The sequence below is a fragment of the Thermopolyspora flexuosa genome (assembly GCF_006716785.1).
Taxonomy (GTDB): domain Bacteria; phylum Actinomycetota; class Actinomycetes; order Streptosporangiales; family Streptosporangiaceae; genus Thermopolyspora; species Thermopolyspora flexuosa.
This window is the reverse complement of the sequence record NZ_VFPQ01000001.1, coordinates 2,454,608-2,474,926: the sequence shown is the minus strand read 5'-3', so window position 1 is coordinate 2,474,926 and position 20,319 is coordinate 2,454,608. Positions and strand designations below refer to the sequence as shown.

Sequence of the window (20,319 nt, the reverse complement as noted above, 5' to 3'; positions counted from 1 at the left end):
CGCCCAGCGAATAGTCTTAGCCGGAAGGCCGCGTCCCGGCGGCCGGGCGAAGGAGGAGGCGGCGCAAGTGATCGAGTTCGAAGGGCTCCCCGAGCTCGTCGATCCGGTGCTCATCGCCGCGTTCGAAGGCTGGAACGACGCGGGTGAGGCGGCCAGCGGCGCGATCGCGCACCTGGAGACGGAGTGGAAGGCCGGCCCCTTGCTGGAGCTGGACCCCGAGGACTACTACGACTTCCAGGTCACCCGCCCGATCGTGGAGCTCGGCGAGGGCCTGACACGATCGATCATCTGGCCCACGACGCGGCTGTTGCACGCCCGTCCGCCCGGCGGCGAGCGGGACATCGTGCTGCTGCGCGGGATCGAGCCGAACTTCCGGTGGCGCACCTTCTGCCGCGAGATCATCGCGATCTGCCAGGAGCTCGGCGTGGAGCGGGCGATCCTGCTCGGCGCCCTGCTCAACGACTCGCCGCACACCCGGCCGGTGCCGGTGGTGGGCACGGTGAGCGACCCGGGCCTGGCGCGGCAGCTCCACATCGAGCTGAGCCGGTACGAGGGCCCGACCGGCATCGTGGGCGTGCTGCAGCAGGCGCTCACCGCGGCCGGGCTGGAGACGGTGTCGCTGTGGGCGTCGGTGCCGCACTACGTGGCCCAGCCGCCGAACCCCAAGGCGACGCTCGCGCTGCTCCGCCGGGTGGAGGACCTGCTGGAGTTCCCGGTGCCGCTCGGCGACCTGCCCGAGGAGGCGCGGGCCTGGGAGCGCGGCGTGGACGAGCTCGCCGCCCAGGACGCGGAGGTCGCCGAGTACGTGCGGGAGCTGGAGCAGCGCAAGGACGCCACCGAGCTGCCCGAGGCGACCGGCGAGGCGATCGCCGCCGAGTTCGAGCGCTACCTGCGCCGCCGCGACGGCGGCGCCGAGCACTAGGCCGGCGCCGGGCGTCGCCGGGCGGGAGGGCCGGGCGGCGCGGCGGCCGAAGGTGCGCGAGGGGCGGCGGGGAAGGCCCGCGGCGGGGTCAGGCGGAGCGCGGCACCGCGCCCGCGGCCGCCTCGCCGGGCTTCAGCACGCCGGCCGCGACGAGGGCCTCGTCGTGCCGCGCCCACACCAGCGCGGCGACGTCGCGGTCCGCGCCGAGCGGCCCGCTCACCAGGTCGGCGCCGCACGCCTCCAGGCGCCGCTGGAAGTGGCCGGGCGCGAGCAGGTAGGAGGCGACCGCGACGCGGGGCGCGGGGCCGCGGCGCAGCGCCTCGACCGCGTCGGCCACGGTGGGCTCCCCCGCCGAGAGGAACGCGGCCGTGACCGGCCGGGCGAGCCGCAGCGACAGCAGCCGGGCGGCGGCCCGCACGTCCTCGCGGGCGCGCGGGTCGGAGGAGCCGGCCGCGCCGAGGATCACCGCGTCGGCGGTGCGCAGCCCGGCCGCGGCGAGCCGCCGGGCCAGGGCCGAGGCGAGCAGCGGGTGCGGGCCGAGCGCGCGGGCGACCACCGCGCCGGGGCGGGTGCGGGCGAGCACGCCCGGCAGGTCGACGCGCACGTGGTACCCGGCGGCGAGCAGCAGCGGCACCACGACCACCGGCTCGGGGAGCCGGGCGGGCAGGTCCGCGAGCAGCGGCGAGCTGATCTCCAGGAAGGCGAGCTCCACCCGGTGCCCGGGGCGCTCGGCGCGCACCCGGGCGGCGAGCGCGGCGAGCACCGCCTCGCCCGCCGGGTCACGGGTGCCGTGCGCCACGAGCACCAGGGTGCCGGAGGCCCGGCCCGGCCCCACGTCGCCGGGCCCCCGGACCCGCCCGGTGCCGTACCGGGCCGCCGCGGCCCGGGGGGCGGCGAGGGCCAGGCGCGGGTACGGCGGTGCCGTCCGCGGGCCCGTCACCGCAGTCCGTCCCGGTCGCAGGCGAGCCGGTAGCCGCGCTTGACCACGGTCTCCACGATGCCGGAGGGGCCGAGCGCCCGGCGCAGCCGCGTGATCGCCATCTCCACGGCGTGCTCGGCCGAGTCCCGGGTGGGGCCGCCGGGCAGCACCAGGCGCAGGTCGGCCCGGGAGACCACGTGGCCGGGCTTCTCGGCGAGCCGCTTGAGCACCGCCATCGGGGCGGGCGGCAGCGGCTTGAGCTCGCCGTCGACCACGACCGCGTGGCCGCGGATCTCCAGCCGGTGCCCGCCGGCCACCAGGCGGGTGACGCCGTGCTCGGGCAGGTGCCGGGCGAGCAGGCGGGCGAGCGCGCCGAGCCGGGAGCGGTCGGGCTGGATCACCGGCACGCCGCGGGAGACGAGCGGCCCCGCGGTGATCGGCCCGACGCAGGCGCACACCACCCGGGTGGAGAACGCCTCGAGCAGCGCCTCCTCCAGGCCCTCGGCGCGGGCCGCGTTGAGCATGGCGAGCACGGCCGGGGCGCTGGTGAACGCGACCGCGTCGACCGCGCCGGAGATCGTCTGGGAGACCAGGCGGCGCAGCGGCGAGGGGTCGCGGTAGGGCAGCCAGCGGTACACCGGCACCTCGATCACCTCGGCGCCCGCCTCGCGCAGCGCGGCGATGAACTCGGTGAGCGGCTCGCCGTGCAGCTGCACCGCGATGCGCCGCCCGGCGACGCCCTGGGCGAGGAGGTGGTCCTTCATCTCCTCGCAGGACTCCGACTCGGGGGTCCAGTGGTCGTTGAGCCCGGCCGCGCGCACCGCGCCGCGCGCCTTGGGGCCGCGGGTGAGCACCCGCGCCTTGCCGAGGTGCTCGGCGAGCTCCGCGCCGAGGCCCCAGCCCTCGGCGGCGGCCATCCAGCCGCGGAAGCCGACGCCGGTGGTGACCACCACGTCGTCGATCGGCGCGGCGAGGCACTCGCGGGTGGCGGCGAGCAGGTCGGCGTCCTCCGACAGCGGCACCAGCCGGATGGCGGGGGCGCGGACCACGCGGGCGCCGCGCCGTTCCAGCAGGGCGGCGAACTCCTCCCGGCGCCGGGTGGCGGTCACCCCGATGGTGAACCCGGCGAGGGCGTCGGGCGCGGTCTCCGGCGAGGTCTCCGCCACGGACGGGGTCTGCGGCGGAACCACGGCTCCCTCCAGCAGCGCCGTCATCGGCCCTCCTCCCCCGGCTCGCGGGTCCGTCCGGCGCGCGGGCCGTCGTCCGGCCGGGCGGCGGGCCGGACGAGCCCGTGCCTGCAGTGCGTCATGGCAACTCCCTCGTGGGTGGGATCCCCGGGCGCGGCCCGGGGATCGGCCTTCACCTGTCCCGTCGATGTCCTGGACGTGCTGGGTACGGCGGGCCCGCGACGCGCCCGGCCGGCGGCCTCACCGGCCGACCTCCACCACGTTGTCGTTGAGGCGGATCGCGTACACCGGCACCGAGACGTCCGGGTCGTCCAGGCACACCCCGGTGACCAGCGAGAACACCTGCTTGTACATGGGCGAGGCCACGGTGGGCTCGCCGTTGCGGGTGCCGACGATGCCGCGGGAGAGCACGTGGGCCCCGCTGAACGGGTCGCGGTTGCCGATCGCGTACAGCGCGCCGTCGAAGGTGCGGAAGATCGCGATCTGGTGGCCGTCGACGAGCGCGCAGGCGCCGCGCTCGGGCAGCAGGTCGGTGTAGGCGCAGACCGGGGTCCAGGTCCGCGCCCGGCCGCGGACGGCGGCGGCGATCCGGGTGGTGGCCTGGGGCGTGGGCAGGGTGACGAGGCCGGACGCCTCGAGATGGGACAGCGTCATCGAACCGCCTCCAGCGGGATCATCACGGGCTTGATCTGGTCGCGTTCGATCTCGAAGGAGATCGAGGGGTCGGGCGTGTCGGGCGCGTTGATGAAGCTGACGAACCTGCGCAGCTTCTCCGGGTCCTCCAGGGTGGCGCGCCACTCGTCGACGTAGCCGGCGACGTGCCGCTCCATCTGCGCGTCGAGCTCGGCGCAGATGCCGAGGGAGTCCTCGATGATCACCTCGCGGAGGCGGTCGAGGCCGCCCTCGAGGTTCTCCAGCCAGTCGGAGGTGCGCTGCAGCCGGTCCGCGGTGCGGATGTAGTACATGAGGAACCGGTCGATGGTGCGCACCAGCTCCTCGTCGGACAGGTCGGAGGCGAGCAGGTCGGCGTGCCGGGGGCGGAAGCCGCCGTTGCCGCCGACGTAGAGGTTCCAGCCGCGCTCGGTGGCGATGACGCCGAAGTCCTTGCCGCGCGCCTCGGCGCACTCGCGGGCGCAGCCGGACACCGCCGCCTTGATCTTGTGAGGCGCGCGCAGGCCCCGGTAGCGCAGCTCGAGCGCGATCGCCATGCCGACCGAGTCCTGCACGCCGTACCGGCACCAGGTGGAGCCGACGCAGGACTTGACGGTCCGTACGGCCTTGCCGTACGCGTGGCCGGACTCGAAGCCGGCGTCGACGAGCCGCTTCCAGATCCTGGGGAGCTGCTCGACGCGGGCGCCGAGCAGGTCGATGCGCTGCGCCCCGGTGATCTTGGTGTAGAGGCCGAAGTCGCGGGCGACCTCGCCGATGACGATGAGCTTCTCCGGGGTGATCTCGCCGCCGGGGATGCGCGGCACCACCGAGTAGGTGCCGTTCCTCTGGATGTTGGCGAGGAAGTGGTCGTTGGTGTCCTGCAGCGCGGCCTGCTCGCCGTCGAGAATGTGGCCGTTGCCGAGCGAGGCGAGGATGGAGGCGACGGCGGGCTTGCAGATGTCGCAGCCGCGGCCGGTGCCGTACTCGGCGATGAGCCGGGAGAAGGAGTTGATGCCGCGCACCCGCACGATGTCGAACAGCTCGGCCCGGCTGTAGGCGAAGTGCTCGCACATCGCCTTGCTCTGCCGCACCCCGGACTGCTCGAGGAGTCGCTTGAGCATCGGCACGCAGCTGCCGCAGGCGGTGCCGGCCCGGGTGCAGCCCTTGATCGCGGCGATGTCGGTGCAGCCCTCGCCGGCGATCGCGGCGCGGATGCGCCCGGCGGTCACGTTGTTGCACGAGCAGACCTGCGCGTCGTCGGGCAGGTCGACGGCGACCCCGGCGGTGCCGCCGAACAGCAGCTCGGTGGGGCTGCCGGGCAGCTCGCGGCCGACCAGCGGGCGCAGCGTCTGGTACGCCGTGGCGTCGCCGACGCAGATGCCGCCGAGCAGGGTGCGGGCGTCGTCGCTGACGAACAGCCGGTGGTAGACGCCCCCGACCGGGTCGAGGTAGGTGACGTCGAGCGTGCCCTCGCCGGTGATGTCGCCGAAGCTCGCCACGTCGACGCCGAGCAGCTTGAGCTTGGTCGAGGTGTCCGCGCCGGTGAACGCGGCGATGCCGCCGCAGATGCGGTCGGCGGCCACCTCGGCCATGGTGAGGCAGGGGCCGACCAGGCCGTGCACCGTGCCGCCGGCGAGCGCGCACTCGCCGATCGCGTAGATCGCCGGGTCGGCGGTGCGCATGCCCTCGTCGACCACGATGCCGCCGCGCTCGCCGACCGGCAGGCCCGCCTCGCGGGCCAGCTCGTCGCGGGGCCGTACCCCGGCGGAGAACACCACGAGCCCGGTCTCGATCACCTGTCCGCCGGAGAGCACGACCCGGGCGACGGCGCCGTCGGGTCCGGCCTCGATGCGCTCCACGGCGACGCCGGTGTGCACGGAAAGGCCGAGCGCCTCGATGTGGCGGCGCAGCACCGCGCCGCCGCCCTCGTCGACCTGGCGGGGCATGAGCCGGTCGGCCACCTCCACCACGTGGGTGGCGAGGCCGAGGCCGCGCAGCGCGTCGGCGGCCTCGAGGCCGAGCAGGCCGCCGCCGACCACGACCCCCGAGGTGACGTGCCCGGCGCGCTCCCGGATCGCGTCCAGGTCGTCGATGGTGCGGTAGACGTGGCAGCCGGGCAGGTCGCGCCCGGGCACCGGCGGCACGAACGGCCGGGACCCGGTGGCGAGCACGAGCACGTCGTACGGCTCGGCGTGCCCGGAGGCGGTGCGCACCCGCCGGGCCTCGCGGTCGATGGCGACCACCGGGTCGCCGAGGCGGACGGTCACGCCCTCGGGCACCGGGTAGGTGAGGTCCTCGGCGGTCTTGCCGCCGAGGTAGGAGGTGAGCGCGACCCGGTCGTAGGCGGGCCTCGGCTCCTCGCCGAGCACGGTGATCGAGCCGCCGAAGCCGAGCTCGCCGAGCCGCTCGATGAACCGGTGGGCGGCCGGGCCGTACCCGGCGACGACGACGCGCGTCGCCGTGCCGCGCTCCCGGCCGGCGGTCGCGGTGCTCACGCCGGCACCTCCTCTCGTTCCTGGTCTCGCTGATGCGCGTCCCGGGCGCGCAGCCCGGCGACGATGGCCTCGACGTCCGCGCGGCAGCTTCCGCACCCGGTGGTGGCCCGGGTGGCGGCGGCCACGGCGGCGACGTCGCGGGCCCCGGCGGCCCAGCAGGCCCGGATGCGGCCCGCGGTCACGTTGTTGCAGCGGCACACGGTCGCCGCGTCGGGGACGCGGCCGGGGTCGCCGGCCGTGCCGTCCGCGCCGGCGAGGCCGGGGAACAGCAGCCCGGCCCGGTCGCGGGGCAGCGGCGCGCCCCGGTCGTAGAGCTGGGTGAGGGTGCCGACCGCCGGGCTGTCGCCGAGCAGGATCGCCCCGACGAGGCGGTCGTCGCGGATGACGAGCTTGCGGTAGGTCCCGTCGCGGTGGTGGCTGAACCGGACCACCTCGGCGTCGTCCTCGGTGAGCCGGGTCTCCCCCATCGCGGCGAGCTCGACCCCGGCGGCCTTGAGCCGGGTGACGGTGCGCGAGCCGGTGTACCGGGCGCCGGGGTCGGCCCCGGTGATCAGGTCGGCGACCACGGCCGCCTGCTCCCAGGCCGGGGCGACCAGGCCGTACACGGTCCCGGCGTGCTGGCAGCACTCGCCGATCGCGTGGATCGCCGGGTCGTCGGTGCGCATCTCGTCGTCGACGACGATGCCCTGGTCGACCTCGAGCCCGGCGGCGCGGGCGAGCCCGGTGACCGGGCGCACCCCGCAGGCGAGCACCACCAGGTCGGTCGCGATCGCCTCGCCGCCGGCGAGCTCCACCCGGTGGCCCTCGCCGTCGGGCCGGATCGCGGTGACCGTGGCCCCGGTGCGGACCGCCACGCCGAGCCGGGCGAGGGTACGGCCCAGCACCAGCCCGGCCTCGGCGTCGAGCTGGCGCTCCATGAGGTGCTCGGCGAGGTGCACGAGGGTGACCGGCAGGCCGCGGCCGGCGAGCCCGCGGGCGGCCTCGACGCCGAGCAGCCCTCCGCCGATCACGACCGCGTGGCGGGCGGTGCGGGCCCGCGCGAGGATGCGCTCGCAGTCGTCGAGGGTGCGGAAGGCCACGGCCCGGTCCGCGCCCTCGACCGGCGGCACCACCGGCTCGGAGCCGAGGGCGAGCACGAGCACGTCGTACGGCTCGCGGGTGCCGTCGGCGGCGATGACGGTCCTGGTCTCCCGGTCGATCGCGGTGACCGGGACCCCGAGGCGGGCGGTCACGTCGTGCTCGCCGTACCAGGCGGGGTCGAGCAGCCATACCTGCTCGGGCCGGGAGGTGCCGGCGACGACGTTCGACAGCAGCACCCGGTTGTACGGCGGGCGGGGCTCGGCGCCGAACACGGTGATGCGGATCTCGGGGTCGCGGGCGCGCACCTCGGTGACGAGGCGGGAGCCGGACATGCCGTTGCCCACGACGACCAGGCGCGAGGCACGGGCACGGCCCCGGCGGCGGTGGCCGTTCAGCGACAGCACGCTCATGCGGCGGCTCCCGGGATGCGCTCGACGCGGACCGCGCACACCTTGAACTCGGGCATGCGCGAGGTGGGATCGAGCGCGGGGTTGGTGAGCAGGTTCGCGCGGCCCTCCCCGGCCCAGTGGAACGGCATGAACACGGTGTCGGACCGGATCGCCGTGCTGATCCGCGCCACCCCCTCGGCGGTGCCACGGCGGCTGGTCACCCGGACCCGCTCGCCCGCGGCGATGCCGAGCCGCTCGGCGAGGTCGGGGTGGATCTCCACGTACGCCTCGGGCGCGGCCTCGTTGAGCGCGGCGACGCGGCGGGTCTGGGCGCCGCTCTGGTACTGGGCGAGCACCCGGCCGGTGGTGAGGTAGACCGGGTAGCGCTCGTCGAGGTCCTCGGCGGGGGCGCGGTGCTCGACCGGGACGAACCGGGCCCGGCCGTCCGGGGTGGCGAAGCGGTCGAGGAACGGCCGCGGGGTGCCCGGGTGGTCCTCGGACGGGCACGGCCAGAACACGCCGCCCTCGGCCTCGATGCGCTCGTAGGTGATGCCGGAGTAGTCGGCGATCCCGCCGGCCGAGGCGCGGCGCAGCTCGTCGAAGACGGCGCGCGGGTCCTCGGGGAACGCTGCGGGGTCCTGGCCGAGGCGGCGGGCGAGGCCGGAGATGACCGCGAGGTCGCCGCGCACGCCCGGCGGCGGGGGCGCGGCCCGGCGGCGCAGCAGCACCCGGCCCTCGAGGTTGGTGAGCGTGCCGGTCTCCTCGGCCCACTGGGTGGCGGGCAGCACCACGTCGGCGAGCGCGGCGGTCTCCGACAGCACGAGGTCGGTGACGACGAGCAGGTCGAGGGCGGCGATCCGGTCGGCGACCAGGCCCGCGCGGGGCGCGGAGACCACCGGGTTGGAGCCGAACAGCAGCATGGCCTTGGGGCCGTGCGGGGTGCCGAGCGCCTCGAGCAGCTCGTACGCCGAGCGGCCGGGCCCGGGCAGGTCGTCCGGGTCGACGCCCCACACGCGGGCGACGTGGGCGCGGGCCGCGGGGTCGTCGAGCCGCCGGTAGCCGGGCAGCTGGTCGGCCTTCTGCCCGTGCTCGCGCCCGCCCTGGCCGTTGCCCTGGCCGGTGACGCAGCCGTACCCGGAGCCGGGGCGGCCCGGCAGGCCGAGGGCGAGGGCGAGGTTGATGAACGCGGTGGCGGTGTCGGTGCCCTTGGCGTGCTGCTCGGCCCCGCGGGCGGTGAGGATCATGGCGTTGCGGGCGGCGGCGAGCGTGCGCACCGCCTCGCGCATCCGGGAGGCGGGCACGCCGGTGACCCGCTCGGCCCGCTCCGGCCACCACGCCGACACCGAGGTGCGCACCGCGGCGAAGCCGGTGGTGCGCCGCTCGATGTAGCCGGTGTCGACCAGGCCCTCGGCGATGGCGATGTGCAGCAGGCCGAGCGCGAGGGCGAGGTCGGTGCCGGGGGTGATCTGCAGGTGGAGGTCGGCGAGCGCGGCGGTGGGGGTGCGCCGCGGGTCGACGACGATCAGCCGCCCGCCGGCCTGGCGCATCGCGGCGAGGTGGCGCACGAACGGCGGCATGGTCTCGGCGAGGTTGCCGCCGACGAGCAGGATCGCGTCGGCGCGCGCCACGTCGGTGACCGGAAAGGGCAGCCCCCGGTCGAGCCCGAAGGCCCGGTTCGACGCGGCGGCGGCCGAGGACATGCAGAACCGGCCGTTGTAGTCGATCTGGCCGGTGCGCAGCGCCACCCGCGCGAACTTGCCGAGCAGGTAGGCCTTCTCGTTGGTGAGCCCGCCGCCGCCGAACACCGCCACGGCGTCGGTTCCGTGCGCGGCCTGGATCTCGCGGATCCGGGCGGCGGCGAAGTCGAGCGCCTCGTCCCACCCCGCGGGCCGCAGCGGCGCGTCGCGGTGCTCGCGCAGCAGCGGCGTGGTGAGCCGGTCGGGCGCGGTGAGCAGCTCGGCGGCCGTCCAGCCCTTCTGGCACAGCCCGCCGCCGTTCGCCGGCACGTCCGCGCGGGGCGTGACGGTGAGCACGGGCCGGCCGCCGGCCCCGGCGCCCGCGGCGGTGAGCCGCATGCCGCACTGCAGCGCGCAGTACGGGCAGTGGGTGGGCGTCCCGGGCGTGGTCTGTGACATCACAGGCCCCGTCGGGCTCGGTGAGGCCATCGGCATGGGTCCGATGGTGCTGATCGGCGGTTTCACCGTTGGGTCCCTCCTGTTACCGCTGTGCTACAAGGCGCCAACCGCTTTCACGCCGCCGTTTCCTCGCTGTGAGCGGGGCCCACGGTGCGGATCCCGGGCGGTGAGGCCGCCCGCATGGGGACGCGGGCGCCGCCGGTCCGGGGCCGCGCCCGCGAGGAACGGAGGATGGGGAGCCGGTCGCGCGCCGGTGGGGGCCGGCCCGGGTCAGACCCGCGCCGAGGCGAGGCTGGGCACGAACCGGACGCCGACGGTGCGCAGGTAGCACCACCAGGTGACGGCGAGGCAGACCGCGTAGAAGGCGGCGAAGGCGACCAGGGCCGAGGTGGCGCCGCCGGTGGCGGCGATCGAGGTGCCGAAGCCGCGGTTGATGAAGAACCCGCCGTACGCGCCGATCGCGGAGATCAGGCCGATCGCGGCCGAGCTGTTGCGCTTGCCGGCGAGCAGCGCCTCGGCGTACCGCTTCTCGTCGGCGGGGTCGACGCCCTCGACGGCCTTCGCCCGGAAGATCGCCGGGATCATGCGGTAGGTGGAGCCGTTGCCGATGCCGGTGGTGGTGACGAGCAGCATGTAGGCGCCGAAGAACAGCCACACGTTGCGGGCGGACAGGCCGAGCCCGACGAGGCCGACGGCGCCGATCATGGCGGCGAAGTTCCACAGCGTCACCCGGGCGCCGCCGAGCCGGTCGGCGAGCCGGCCGCCGACGGGCCGGATCAGCGAGCCGACCAGCGCGCCGAGGAAGGCGAGGCCGACCAGGCCGCCGTGCTCGGGGAACTGGCTGGTGATGAGCAGCGGGAACGCCGTGGTGTAGCCGATGAACGAGCCGAAGGTGCCGATGTAGAGGAAGGACATGATCCACGTCTGGGCCCGGCCGGCGACCCGGAGCTGGTCGCGCGGGTCGGCCTTGGCGGTGGTGAGGTTGTCCATGAACAGCCAGGCGCCGACGGTGGCGACGACGATGAGCGGCACCCACACCAGGCCGGCCGCGGCGAGGCCGAACGCGGTGATCACCGGCGGCATGACGAGCTGGACCGAGCTGACGCCGATGTTGCCGCCGGCGGCGTTGAGGCCGAGCGCCCAGCCCTGCCGGTTCTCCGGGTAGAAGTAGGTGATGTTCGCCATGCTGGAGGCGAAGTTGCCGCCGCCGAACCCGGCCGTCGCGGCGATCAGCAGGAACACCCAGTACGGCGTGTCCGGGTCGCTCACCGCCACCGCGAGCAGCACGGCGGGGATGAGCAGCAGCGCGGCGCTGACCGCGGTCCAGTTGCGGCCGCCGAACCTCGCCGGGGCGAAGGTGTACGGCAGGCGCAGCGTGGAGCCGACCAGGTTGGGCAGCGCCACGAGCCAGAAGAGCTGGTCGGTGGTGAACTCGTAGGCGCCGAGCCGTACCGTGACGATGCTCCAGATCGTCCACAGCGTGAAGCCGAGGTGCTCGGCGAGGATGGACCAGATCAGGTTCCGGCGGGCGACCTTCTTGCCGGTGGTCTCCCAGAACACCGGGTCGTCCGGGCGCCAGTCGCCGATCCAGCGCCCCTTGGGCCGCCCTGCCGCCTGCCCGGCGCGGGCCGTGCCGGCCACCGTCATCGTTCCTCCCGCGTGCGTTCCGCTTCGGCCAGGGGATTTTCCGGGAACCGAAGCTAGGTGGGCCGGATTACGCACGACGACGTTCGGTGACGGTGCGCCGGTTACATGTAACGCACCGGCGTAACGTGCAATCCACACGTTTCACCCGGGCAACATCGCGGAAACCCGGGCCTGCGCACGCCCCGTCACGGGGTGTTGCGGCGGGCGGCGGGAGGTCCCGCCGAGAGCGTACGGCGGGCCGGGCGCGGGACCGCGGTGATCGGGCGCTACGGTTGGGCGGCGGCGGAAGGGGGAACCCCTTCCTCCGGTGTCGTCACCCCCGGGGGGAGTGCACGTGGCCAGGCGAGGGCAGGCCGGAGGTGCCGCCAGGCACCGGATCCGGCTTTTCGACGATCCGGCGTTACGGGTCCCGAGCGAGCCGGTCGTCACGTTCGATCGTTCGGTACGCGAGCTGGTCAAGTCCCTGCACCAGGTGATGCGCGCGGGGCCGGGGCGCGCCGGTCTCGCCGCGCCGCAGCTCGGCGTGCCGCTACGCGTGATCGCGTTCGACGTGGACGGGCGCAGCGGGCATCTGGTGAACCCGCGGCTGGAGCCGTCCGGGCGGCGGGTGGCCGCCGACGAGGCGTGCCTGTCCGCGCCGGGGCTGTGGTTCCCGGTGGAGCGGTCGTTCGCGGTGGTGGCGCGGGGCCGGGACATGTACGGCAGGCCGCAGACGGTCCGCGCGATCGGCATGCTCGCGCGGGTCCTGCAGCACGAGGTGGACCACCTCGACGGCGTGCTGTTCACCGACCACCTCGCGCCGCAGGACCGGGAGCGCTTCTTCGCCGCGTTCGCCGAGCTGTCCGGGTCCGGCGCGGCCGAACCCGGAGCGGCCACGCCGGAGCGCTGACCACGCGGCGTTACGGCCGGGTCACGGCCGTGAGGTCACAGCGCGACGCCGAGCAGGGCGTCGGCGAGGTCGCGCACGAGACCCGGGGCGTCCGGGTCGTCGCCCTCGGCGGCGGCCCAGGCGTCGACCGCGGCGAGCGCGCCGGGCGTGTCGAGGTCGTCGGCGAGGCGCTCGCGCACCTGTGCGAGCACCGGACGGGCGTCGGGGCCGCGGTCCCGGGCGACGGCGGCCCGCCAGCGCGCCAGCCGCTCGGCGGCGGCCCGGCCGAGCGCGGGCGTCCACTCCCAGTCGGCGCGGTAGTGGTTGGCGAGCAGCGCGAGCCGGATCGCCATCGGGTCGAGCTCGCGCCGCAGCTCGGAGACGAACACCAGGTTCCCGCGCGACTTGGACATCTTCTCGCCGTCGAGGGCGACCATGCCGCTGTGCACCACGCTCCTGGCGAACGGCCACTCCCCGGTCGCGATGTGGCCCTCGCTCGCGCCCATCTCGTGGTGCGGGAAGACCAGGTCGCTGCCGCCGCCCATGAGGTCGAAGCCGGGGCCGAGGTTGGCGAGCGCGATCGTGGTGCACTCGATGTGCCAGCCGGGGCGGCCGCGGCCGAGCGGCGAGGGCCAGGACGGCTCGCCGGGGCGCTCGGCGCGCCACAGCAGCCAGTCGAGGCGGTTCCGCTTGCCGGGGCGGCCGGGGTCGCCGCCCCGCTCGCCGAACAGCTCGAGCATCTCGGCCTCGGTGCAGCCGGAGACCGCGCCGAACTTGGGCGCGGCGGCGACCGAGAAGTACACGTCGCCGTCGAGCTCGTAGGCGACGCCCTTCTCGCGCAGCCGTACCACGGTCTCGGCGATCTCGTCGATCACCTCGGTGACCGCGACGTAATCGCGCGGCGGGAGCACCCGCAGCGCGGCCATGTCCCCCCGGTACTTGTCGATCTCGGAGGCGGCCAGCTCCCGCCAGTCCGCCCCGATCGCCTCGGCCCGCTCCAGCAGCGGATCGTCCACGTCGGTGGCGTTCTGCACGTAGTGCACGCGGTGCCCGGCGTCCCGCCACACGCGGTTCACCATGTCGAAGGCCACGTAGGTGTTGGCATGCCCGAGGTGGGTGGCGTCGTACGGGGTGACGCCGCAGACGTACATGCGCGCCTCCCCCGGGCTCTCCCCTGCCGGGCCCACCTCCCGGACCTCGCGGGCGGCGGTGTCGTACAGGCGCAGACGGTGCCCCGACCCGGGCAGGCGGGGAAGCTCTGGAGCGGACCACGAACGCATATGCCAGAGCCTATATGCGCCCGGCTCGATCCCGATCAGCCTGGGGTGTCCGTTTTCACCGTTTCACCCGGAGCCAATATCGGAGGCGCGGCCGTCAGCCGAGCACGCGGTACCAGGCGCCCGGGTCGCCGGGGCGCGGGCAGAACTCGTAGCGCACGCCGTGCGGCGACAGGCCGAGCAGCGTGACCGAGGAGCTGCCCCACGCGCCCCGCTCGCCGAGGTCGCGGCGGACGATCAGCGCCCGCGGGTCGTCGGCGGCGAGCCCGGCGCCGGAGGCGAGCTCCCGCCAGGCGCGCCAGCGCCGCTCCCCCGCCTCCGCCGCGGGCCCTGTGCCCCCGGCCTCGGCCGCGGCGAACAGCGGGCGGAAGTGGGCGGCGCGCGGGTTGCCGTCGCCGCGCGCCCGGCCGCCGTTCACGATCACGTGCACGCCCTCGGGCGGCTTGTCCTCGGTGAGGCGCCGCCCGTCCCAGCTCCACAGCCGCACCCCGCCCACCTCGGCGAGCACGAGGTGGAAGGGGTCGTAGCAGGCCAGGTCCGGCTCGGCCGGCGGCTCCCCGGTGGTGAGGGCGAGCAGCGGCAGCTCGCCGCGGGACCGGCGTACCTCGTCACGGGCGAGCACGCCGCGGCCGTTGAGCAGCGCGGCCGCCCGGGACGTCTCCGGGTCGACGGCGAGCCAGGTGCCGCCCGCCTGCAGGTCGAGCCCGCCGACCAGGCCGGGCCGGTCGGGCCAGTGGCGGTCCGGCGGCAGCCAGGGCCGCGCGAGGAACTCGTCGCGGACGCCCGCGAGCATCACCGGGACGTCCGCGTCCTGCGCAAATCCGACGATCACCGTGCACACGCCTGTTCCCTCCGGCTTCGGTAGAGACGGGCCGTGCGGTAAGCCTACGCCCGCCTGCGGCGTGGCGGGCGGCCGGGGATCAGACCGGCGGCCAGGGGATCGCGGGCCAGTTCCGCGAGGGGTAGGGGTGGATGCCGGTGTCGAGCAGGCGGCGCACCCGCTCCCAGGTCGCCTCGACCTCCTCGCGGGACAGCAGCTCGCGCAGCCGCCGCCCGAGCCGGCCGCGCTCCATCTCCCGCTCGATGCGGGCGAGCACCTGCACCGCCTCCCGGGTCAGCGGCTTGCCCTGCCACTGCCACAGCACGGTGCGCAGCTTGTCCTCGGTGGAGAAGCACACCCCGTGGTCGACGCCGTAGAAGTGCCCGTCGGACAGCGGGATGAGGTGGCCGCCCTTGCGGTCGGCGTTGTTGACGATCGCGTCGAAGACGGCGAGGCGGCGCAGCGCGGGGTTGCGGCTGCGCATGAGCGTCATGAGGTCGATCTCGGCGTCGCCGTCGATCCACAGCTGCACCATGCCGTCGCCGAACGGTCCGTCGCGGTAGACGGTCGGGGGCACGATGCGCCAGCCGGTGGCGGCCGACACCTCGTACGCGGCGACCTCGCGGGCGGCGAGGGTGCCGTCGGGGAAGTCCCACAGCGGGCGCTCGCCGCGGACCGGCTTGTACACGCAGGCGGCGACGAGGTCGCCGAGCTGCACGGTGCAGTAGAGGGTCAGGTTGGTGGCCTCGACGAGGCGGCCCGCCACCTCGAGCCTGCCCTCGCGGAGCAGGCGCATCGCGGTGGTGTCGTCGAGCTCACGGGGCGGGGTGCCTTGGGGGTGGCTCGGCATGGGGTCGCTTTCGGCGCTCACCTGGCCCTCACCGGATCTGCAGCGGACGGTGACCGTTGAGCCGTACGCAGATGTGACCGTCGGGGTCGATGGGCTGGCCGCACAGCGGGCACGGCGGGCGCCCGGCGGCCACGACCTCCAGGGCCCGCTTGCTGAACGCGCGGGCCATGCCGGGGCTGATCCGTACCCGGAGCACGGCGGGTTCCCGGTCCTCGCCGGGGAACTCCTCGTCCTCGTCGTCGGTCATCTCCTGGGCCTCGATGACCACCTTCGAGGTCTCCGGATCCCAGGCGAGGGCGAGCGTGCCGACGCGGAACTCCTCCTCGATCGGCATGTCGAGCGGATCGGTGTCGGTCAGCTCGGCCGGCGCGACCGCCGGTACCGGGGCGCGCCCGCCGCTCTTGCGCAGCACCTCGTCGAGAAGCTCCTCGAGCCGGTCGGCGAGCACGGCCACCTGGAACTTCTCCAGGCCGACGGTGGTGATCCGACCCGCACCCCGGGCCTGCAGGTAGAAGGCGCGTGAGCCCGGCTGCCCGACGGCACCGGCCACGAACCTCTCTGGCGGATCGTAGTCGAAGACCGGCATAACCCAGACCTTACGTGGTCCCGGCTCCGCCGCCGACCGCGGCATCGCTCTCGGTGATGTTTCCTCCCCCATCTTGGTCCACCGAACCGCCGTTTGTGGACTCCGACGGGAGGATATTTCGCATTTCTCCACCTACGTCGTTCATCCTGATGACGAAGGGACGCAAGGGGGTATATCGGATAACGGTGAGCGAAGCAGGATCGGCGGTGATGCGTTGGAACTGGTCGAGGTGGAGCCCGAGCGCGTCCGCGACGATCGCCTTGATCACGTCCCCGTGGCTGCAGACCAGGTAGACCGCCTTCTCCCCGAGGCGGGCGTTCCAGTCCCGCACCGCCGCGACCGCGCGGTGCTGCATCGCGGCGAGCGACTCCCCGCCGGGGAACGCGGCCGCGCTGGGGTGGGTCTGCACCACCCGCCACAGCGGCTCCTTGGCGAGGTCCTCCAGCCTCTGGCCGGTCCACTCGCCGTACCCGACCTCGCCGAAGCGCTCGTCCACCGCCACGCGCAGGTCGCGCCCCCGCGCGACCGCCTCGGCGGTCTCGCGGCACCGCTCGAGCGGGCTGCTCACGATCGCGTCGAGGGGGAGGTCGCGCAGCCGCCCGGCCAGCTCCTCGACCTGGGTACGGCCGCGCTCGCTGAGCGAGACCCCGGGGGTCCACCCGGCGAGGACCGAGCCGGTCAGATCCGTGAGGCCGTGCCGGACCAGCAGGAGCGTCGTCACGCCCTCAGCTTATGGCCCCCGCCGCGCTTCGATCACCCCCCGCGCTCCCCGCTGTGGGCGAACATCCGGATCGGCCGCGCGTTCCCGCAGGCGCCGGGACCCGGGCGCGGGCCGTTTAGTACTCTGAGCCGACCATGGACCAGCGTTTCGTCGGGCGTAGCGGCTTGTCCGTCTCCCGCATCGGGCTCGGCACGATGACCTGGGGGCGGGACACCGACGCCGAGGAGGCCGCCGCACAGATCAAGGCGTTCGTCGACGCGGGCGGCACGCTGATCGACACCGCCGACGTGTACGGCGGCGGCGACGCGGAGGTGCTGCTCGGGCGGCTGGTGCGCGACGTGGTGCCGCGCTCCGACCTCGTCATCGCCACCAAGTCCGCGCTCACCCCGCGCGGGCCGCGGTCCCGCGACGCCTCCCGGCGGCACCTCATCGCCGCGCTCGACGCCTCCCTGGCGCGGCTGGGGCTCGACGAGGTCGACCTGTGGCAGCTGCACGCCTTCGACCCCGAGGTGCCGCTCGACGAGACCCTCGCCGCGGTCGACACCGCGGTCACCTCCGGCCGCACCGCGTACGCCGGGGTGTGCAACTACACCGGCTGGCAGCTCGCCGCGGCCGCGGTCTGGCAGCAGGCGGTGCCGGGCCGGGCGCCGATCGTCTCGGCGCAGGTGGAGTACTCGCTGCTCGCCCGGGACGCCGAGCGCGAGCTGCTGCCCGCGGCCGAGCACGTCGGGGTCGGGATCCTCGCCGGGTCGCCGCTCGGCCGCGGCGTGCTCACCGGCAAGTACCGCACCGGCATCCCCGCCGACTCGCGGGCCGCGACCCCGCACTTCGCCGAGTTCGTCCGCCCCTACCTGAACGACCGCAGCCGCCGGATCGTCGAGTCGGTCACCACCGCGGCCGAGGGGCTCGGCGTCTCCCCGCTCGCGGTCGCGCTCTCCTGGGTGCGCGACCAGCCGGGCGTCGCCGCGGTGATCGCCGGGGCGCGCACCCACGCGCAGCTCACCGGGGTGCTGCGGGCCGACGCGCTCACCCTGCCGCCGGAGATCCGGCAGGCGCTCGACGACGTTTCCGCGATGGAATAAGAGCGCGTTTCGCGTATTACACCTCCATACCGATCATCCCCTTACCTGGAGTTCCACCGTTCCTGCGGCGAAAAACTGACCCAAGACCGGGTTGGTGGGGTGGGCCGGGAATGTGGGGGACTCGACGCCGTGGAGGATTCATGCGATTCGGACGTGGCACGTCCGCGTTCTACGCCTGCGCGGTGACGCTGGCGATCGGCGGGGGGATGTGGCTGCTGCCGCCCACGACCGCGACCGCCGCGGCGCGCGCTCAGGACTGCGCCGCAAACGGCCCGCTGGCGGGGGTGACCAATGGGCTCTGCCGGGTGGTGGGCGGCCTGCTCGACACGGTCGGCAGCGTGGGCGCGGCGCTCACCGGGCGCCAGCGCGTCGACGACACGGCGGACGAGGACCTCGCCGACTTCGACGACCCCGCCGGCGACGAATCCGGCGACGACGCGGCGGGCGGCGACGCGGGGAACCCGGGGAACACCGAGGCCGTCCCATCCCCCAGCGCGTCCGCCGAGGCCCCCGCGCGCCCGGACCGGCACATCGGCACGGGCGAGGGCGTCACCGGCGACCAGGCGGCGCAGGGCGGCGCGGACGACCGCTGCACGGGGAGCGGGTGCGCCGACCGGCGCGAGAAGCGCGCCGGCGCCGACGACGCGCGGGGCGGCGATCGGGACGGGCGCCGCGCCGAGTCCCGCCGCACGCCCGGCGGCGAGGACGAGGCCGTACGGCGCCGCGAGCGCACCCAGGTCGGCGTCACCCGGCCGGTACGGCCCGCCGGCGAGGACGCCGGCCACGCCCGGCGGCGCCCGCGCCCCAAGCCGACGCCGACCGAGCGGCCGCGGCGTGCCGACGTGGACAAGGCCGACCTGTCGCTGCTGTGGCCGGTGCCGACGCTGCCGCCGATCGCGCCGGGCGGCGACGGGCGGGTGGTGACGCCGCGCAAGCCGCAGGACGACGTGATGGGCACCGCGCTCACCGCGGCGCTGCTGCTGTCGGCGGTGGTCGCCGCGCGCGTGGTGTCGATCCGCAACGCCCGCCAGGAGCGCCCCGCGACGATCCCGCTGGAGCCGGCCGCCGCGCGCGGCAGCCGCCACCGGCTCGCCTGAGCCGCCCGCCCGGGACACGACGGCGCCCGGCCGCGAACGCGGCCGGGCGCCCGTAACGCTCAGGTGAGGCTCATGCCCCCATGGCGTGCACGCCGCCGTCGACGTGGATGATCTCGCCCGTGGTGGCGGGGAACCAGTCCGACAGCAGGGCGACGCACGCCTTGGCCGCGGGCACCGGGTCGGTCAGGTCCCAGCCGAGCGGCGCCCGGGTGGTCCACATCTCCTCGAACTCCTCGAAGCCCGGGATGCTGCGCGCGGCCATGGTCCGCACCGGGCCGGCCGCGACGAGGTTGACCCGGATGCCGTGCGGGCCGAGGTGCCGGGCGAGGTAGCGGTTGGTGGACTCCAGGCCGGCCTTCGCCACGCCCATCCAGTCGTAGACCGGCCAGGCCTTGCTCGCGTCGAAGTCGAGGCCGACGATCGAGCCGCCGCCCTCCTTCATCAGCGGCAGGCAGGCGACCGCGAGCGCCTTGTAGGAGTAGGTGGACACGTGCACCGCGGTCGCCACGTCCTCCCACGGGGTGTTGAGGAAGTTGCCGCCGAGGGCGGACTGCGGGGCGAACGCGATCGAGTGCACCACGCCGTCGAGCCCGTCGAGGTGCTCGCCGACCCGGTCGGCGAGCGTGTCGAGGTGCTCCTGGTCGGTCACGTCGAGCTCGATCACCGGGGGCGGCTCGGGCAGCCGCTTGGCGATGCGCTCGACGAGGCTGAGCCGGCCGTACCCGGTGAGCACGATGCGCGCGCCCTCCTCCTGGGCGAGCCGGGCCACCGAGAACGCGAAGGACGACTCGGTGAGCACGCCGGTGATGAGCAGCCGCTTGCCGTCGAGAAGTCCCATCTCAGTGCCCCATTCCCAGGCCGCCGTCCACAGGGATGACCGCTCCGGTGATGTAGGCGGCGTCGTCGCTTACCAGGAACTTGACCACCCGCGCGATCTCGCCCGGGGTCGCCATGCGGCCCAGCGGGATGTTCGAGCGGATGCGCTCGACGTGCGCCGCGTCGAGCGAGGCGGTCATGTCGGTCTCCACGAACCCGGGGGCCACGACGTTGACCGTGATGCCGCGCGAGCCGAGCTCGCGGGCGAGCGAGCGGGCGAAGCCGATCATGCCCGCCTTCGCGGCCGCGTAGTTGGTCTGGCCCGCCGACCCGGAGAGCGCCACCACCGAGGAGATCAGCACGATCCGGCCGCGCCGCATGCGCAGCATGCCCTTGACCGCGCGCTTGGCCACGCGGTAGGCCCCGGTGAGGTTGGTGTCGATGACCTCGGTGAAGGTCTCCTCCTTCATCATCGGCAGCAACGTGTCCCGGGTGATGCCCGCGTTGGCCACCAGGACCTCCACCGGGCCCTGCTCGGCCTCGACCTTCTCGAAGGCGGCGTCCACCTCCTCCGCGCTGGTCACGTCGCAGCGGACGCCGAACAGCCCCTCCGGGGGCTCCCCCGATCGGTAGGTCACGGCGACGGCGTCACCGGCCGCCGACAACTCCCGGGCGATGGCGAGACCGATCCCGCGGTTGCCGCCGGTGATGAGAACTGAGCGAGCCATGGCACCGACCGTATCGTCTACCAGCGGGTAGACGTCTTGTCCGGGGCGG

The 20,319-nt window shown here is 75.1% G+C and carries 18 protein-coding genes; 4 read left to right on the top strand and 14 right to left on the bottom strand.

What is annotated here, in order from left to right; all coding sequences use genetic code 11:
* The first annotated feature begins 67 nt into the window (after nt 1–67).
* Nucleotides 68–922 carry a PAC2 family protein gene (locus FHX40_RS10405; protein ID WP_142259417.1) on the top strand — a complete coding sequence of 285 codons (855 nt, stop codon included), beginning with the start codon at nt 68–70 and terminating at the stop codon, nt 920–922.
* Between the two features lie 88 nt (nt 923–1,010).
* On the opposite strand, the gene FHX40_RS10400 is transcribed toward FHX40_RS10405, so the two are convergent.
* The 7 genes from FHX40_RS10400 to FHX40_RS10370 form a co-directional block, all read right to left on the bottom strand.
* Nucleotides 1,011–1,862, bottom strand: a complete 852-nt coding sequence (locus FHX40_RS10400; RefSeq protein WP_306465680.1) for a sirohydrochlorin chelatase — start codon at nt 1,860–1,862, stop codon at nt 1,011–1,013.
* The gene (locus FHX40_RS10395; RefSeq protein ID WP_142259416.1) at nt 1,859–3,055 is read right to left on the bottom strand and encodes a uroporphyrinogen-III synthase; all 1,197 of its coding nucleotides are present in this window, start codon (nt 3,053–3,055) and stop codon (nt 1,859–1,861) included. The genes FHX40_RS10400 and FHX40_RS10395 overlap by 4 nt, the downstream gene beginning before the upstream one ends.
* Before the next feature lie 213 nt (nt 3,056–3,268).
* The gene (gene nirD / locus FHX40_RS10390) at nt 3,269–3,682 is read right to left on the bottom strand and encodes a nitrite reductase small subunit NirD (RefSeq protein ID WP_142259415.1); all 414 of its coding nucleotides are present in this window, start codon (nt 3,680–3,682) and stop codon (nt 3,269–3,271) included.
* Nucleotides 3,679–6,174: a nitrite reductase large subunit NirB gene (gene nirB, locus FHX40_RS10385; protein ID WP_142259414.1), complete on the bottom strand. Its 2,496-nt coding sequence runs from the start codon at nt 6,172–6,174 to the stop codon at nt 3,679–3,681. The genes nirD and nirB overlap by 4 nt, the downstream gene beginning before the upstream one ends.
* Entirely contained in the window at nt 6,171–7,664 is a 1,494-nt protein-coding gene (locus FHX40_RS10380; RefSeq protein WP_142259413.1) for an NAD(P)/FAD-dependent oxidoreductase, read from the bottom strand. Before FHX40_RS10380 ends, nirB begins: the two co-directional genes overlap by 4 nt.
* Complete coding sequence (locus tag FHX40_RS10375; protein WP_229788150.1) at nt 7,661–9,778, bottom strand: molybdopterin oxidoreductase family protein; 2,118 nt, start codon at nt 9,776–9,778, stop codon at nt 7,661–7,663. The genes FHX40_RS10380 and FHX40_RS10375 overlap by 4 nt, the downstream gene beginning before the upstream one ends.
* A 270-nt stretch (nt 9,779–10,048) precedes the next feature.
* Complete coding sequence (locus FHX40_RS10370) at nt 10,049–11,425, bottom strand: MFS transporter (protein WP_142259411.1); 1,377 nt, start codon at nt 11,423–11,425, stop codon at nt 10,049–10,051.
* Between the two features lie 334 nt (nt 11,426–11,759).
* Here FHX40_RS10370 and FHX40_RS10365 point away from each other — a divergent pair, with 334 nt between their 5' ends.
* Nucleotides 11,760–12,314 carry a peptide deformylase gene (locus FHX40_RS10365; protein ID WP_229788149.1) on the top strand — a complete coding sequence of 185 codons (555 nt, stop codon included), beginning with the start codon at nt 11,760–11,762 and terminating at the stop codon, nt 12,312–12,314.
* A 35-nt stretch (nt 12,315–12,349) separates the two neighbouring features.
* Here the strand turns inward: FHX40_RS10365 and mshC are convergent, their stop codons facing one another.
* From mshC to FHX40_RS10340, 5 genes are all read right to left on the bottom strand, one after another.
* Nucleotides 12,350–13,573: a cysteine--1-D-myo-inosityl 2-amino-2-deoxy-alpha-D-glucopyranoside ligase gene (mshC, locus tag FHX40_RS10360; RefSeq protein ID WP_142259410.1), complete on the bottom strand. Its 1,224-nt coding sequence runs from the start codon at nt 13,571–13,573 to the stop codon at nt 12,350–12,352.
* Nucleotides 13,574–13,667: 94 nt separating this feature from the next.
* Nucleotides 13,668–14,402 carry an NRDE family protein gene (locus FHX40_RS10355; RefSeq protein ID WP_229788148.1) on the bottom strand — a complete coding sequence of 245 codons (735 nt, stop codon included), beginning with the start codon at nt 14,400–14,402 and terminating at the stop codon, nt 13,668–13,670.
* 88 nt (nt 14,403–14,490) lie between these two features.
* Nucleotides 14,491–15,240: an SCO1664 family protein gene (locus tag FHX40_RS10350; protein WP_142261682.1), complete on the bottom strand. Its 750-nt coding sequence runs from the start codon at nt 15,238–15,240 to the stop codon at nt 14,491–14,493.
* A 28-nt stretch (nt 15,241–15,268) separates the two neighbouring features.
* Complete coding sequence (locus FHX40_RS10345) at nt 15,269–15,826, bottom strand: DUF3090 domain-containing protein (RefSeq protein WP_142259408.1); 558 nt, start codon at nt 15,824–15,826, stop codon at nt 15,269–15,271.
* Nucleotides 15,827–15,836: 10 nt separating this feature from the next.
* Complete coding sequence (locus FHX40_RS10340; RefSeq protein WP_142259407.1) at nt 15,837–16,547, bottom strand: histidine phosphatase family protein; 711 nt, start codon at nt 16,545–16,547, stop codon at nt 15,837–15,839.
* A gap of 134 nt (nt 16,548–16,681) precedes the next feature.
* Here FHX40_RS10340 and FHX40_RS10335 point away from each other — a divergent pair, with 134 nt between their 5' ends.
* Together FHX40_RS10335 and FHX40_RS10330 are read left to right on the top strand one after the other, a co-directional pair.
* A complete protein-coding gene (locus FHX40_RS10335; RefSeq protein WP_142259406.1) occupies nt 16,682–17,629 on the top strand; it encodes an aldo/keto reductase in 948 nt (315 codons plus the stop codon).
* 140 nt (nt 17,630–17,769) lie between these two features.
* Nucleotides 17,770–18,726, top strand: coding sequence for a hypothetical protein (locus FHX40_RS10330; protein ID WP_142259405.1), 957 nt, complete (start codon nt 17,770–17,772; stop codon nt 18,724–18,726).
* Between the two features lie 70 nt (nt 18,727–18,796).
* On the opposite strand, the gene fabI is transcribed toward FHX40_RS10330, so the two are convergent.
* Both fabI and FHX40_RS10320 read right to left on the bottom strand, forming a co-directional pair.
* Nucleotides 18,797–19,564 carry an enoyl-ACP reductase FabI gene (gene fabI, locus FHX40_RS10325; protein ID WP_142259404.1) on the bottom strand — a complete coding sequence of 256 codons (768 nt, stop codon included), beginning with the start codon at nt 19,562–19,564 and terminating at the stop codon, nt 18,797–18,799.
* Between the two features lies 1 nt (nt 19,565).
* Entirely contained in the window at nt 19,566–20,270 is a 705-nt protein-coding gene (locus tag FHX40_RS10320; protein ID WP_142259403.1) for a beta-ketoacyl-ACP reductase, read from the bottom strand.
* Between the last annotated feature and the right edge of the window lie 49 nt (nt 20,271–20,319).

What these genes read in the sequence shown, in the direction of transcription:
- FHX40_RS10395 (WP_142259416.1), bottom strand. Translation starts at nt 3,055, where the DNA reads ATGACGGCGCTGCTGGAGGGAGCCGTGGTTCCGCCGCAGACCCCGTCC.
- nirD (WP_142259415.1), bottom strand. Translation starts at nt 3,682, where the DNA reads ATGACGCTGTCCCATCTCGAGGCGTCCGGCCTCGTCACCCTGCCCACG.
- FHX40_RS10380 (WP_142259413.1), bottom strand. Translation starts at nt 7,664, where the DNA reads ATGAGCGTGCTGTCGCTGAACGGCCACCGCCGCCGGGGCCGTGCCCGT.
- FHX40_RS10375 (WP_229788150.1), bottom strand. Translation starts at nt 9,778, where the DNA reads ATGTCACAGACCACGCCCGGGACGCCCACCCACTGCCCGTACTGCGCG.
- FHX40_RS10370 (WP_142259411.1), bottom strand. Translation starts at nt 11,425, where the DNA reads ATGACGGTGGCCGGCACGGCCCGCGCCGGGCAGGCGGCAGGGCGGCCC.
- mshC (WP_142259410.1), bottom strand. Translation starts at nt 13,573, where the DNA reads ATGCGTTCGTGGTCCGCTCCAGAGCTTCCCCGCCTGCCCGGGTCGGGG.
- FHX40_RS10350 (WP_142261682.1), bottom strand. Translation starts at nt 15,240, where the DNA reads ATGCCGAGCCACCCCCAAGGCACCCCGCCCCGTGAGCTCGACGACACC.
- FHX40_RS10345 (WP_142259408.1), bottom strand. Translation starts at nt 15,826, where the DNA reads ATGCCGGTCTTCGACTACGATCCGCCAGAGAGGTTCGTGGCCGGTGCC.
- FHX40_RS10335 (WP_142259406.1), top strand. Translation starts at nt 16,682, where the DNA reads ATGGACCAGCGTTTCGTCGGGCGTAGCGGCTTGTCCGTCTCCCGCATC.
- FHX40_RS10330 (WP_142259405.1), top strand. Translation starts at nt 17,770, where the DNA reads ATGCGATTCGGACGTGGCACGTCCGCGTTCTACGCCTGCGCGGTGACG.
- fabI (WP_142259404.1), bottom strand. Translation starts at nt 19,564, where the DNA reads ATGGGACTTCTCGACGGCAAGCGGCTGCTCATCACCGGCGTGCTCACC.
- FHX40_RS10320 (WP_142259403.1), bottom strand. Translation starts at nt 20,270, where the DNA reads ATGGCTCGCTCAGTTCTCATCACCGGCGGCAACCGCGGGATCGGTCTC.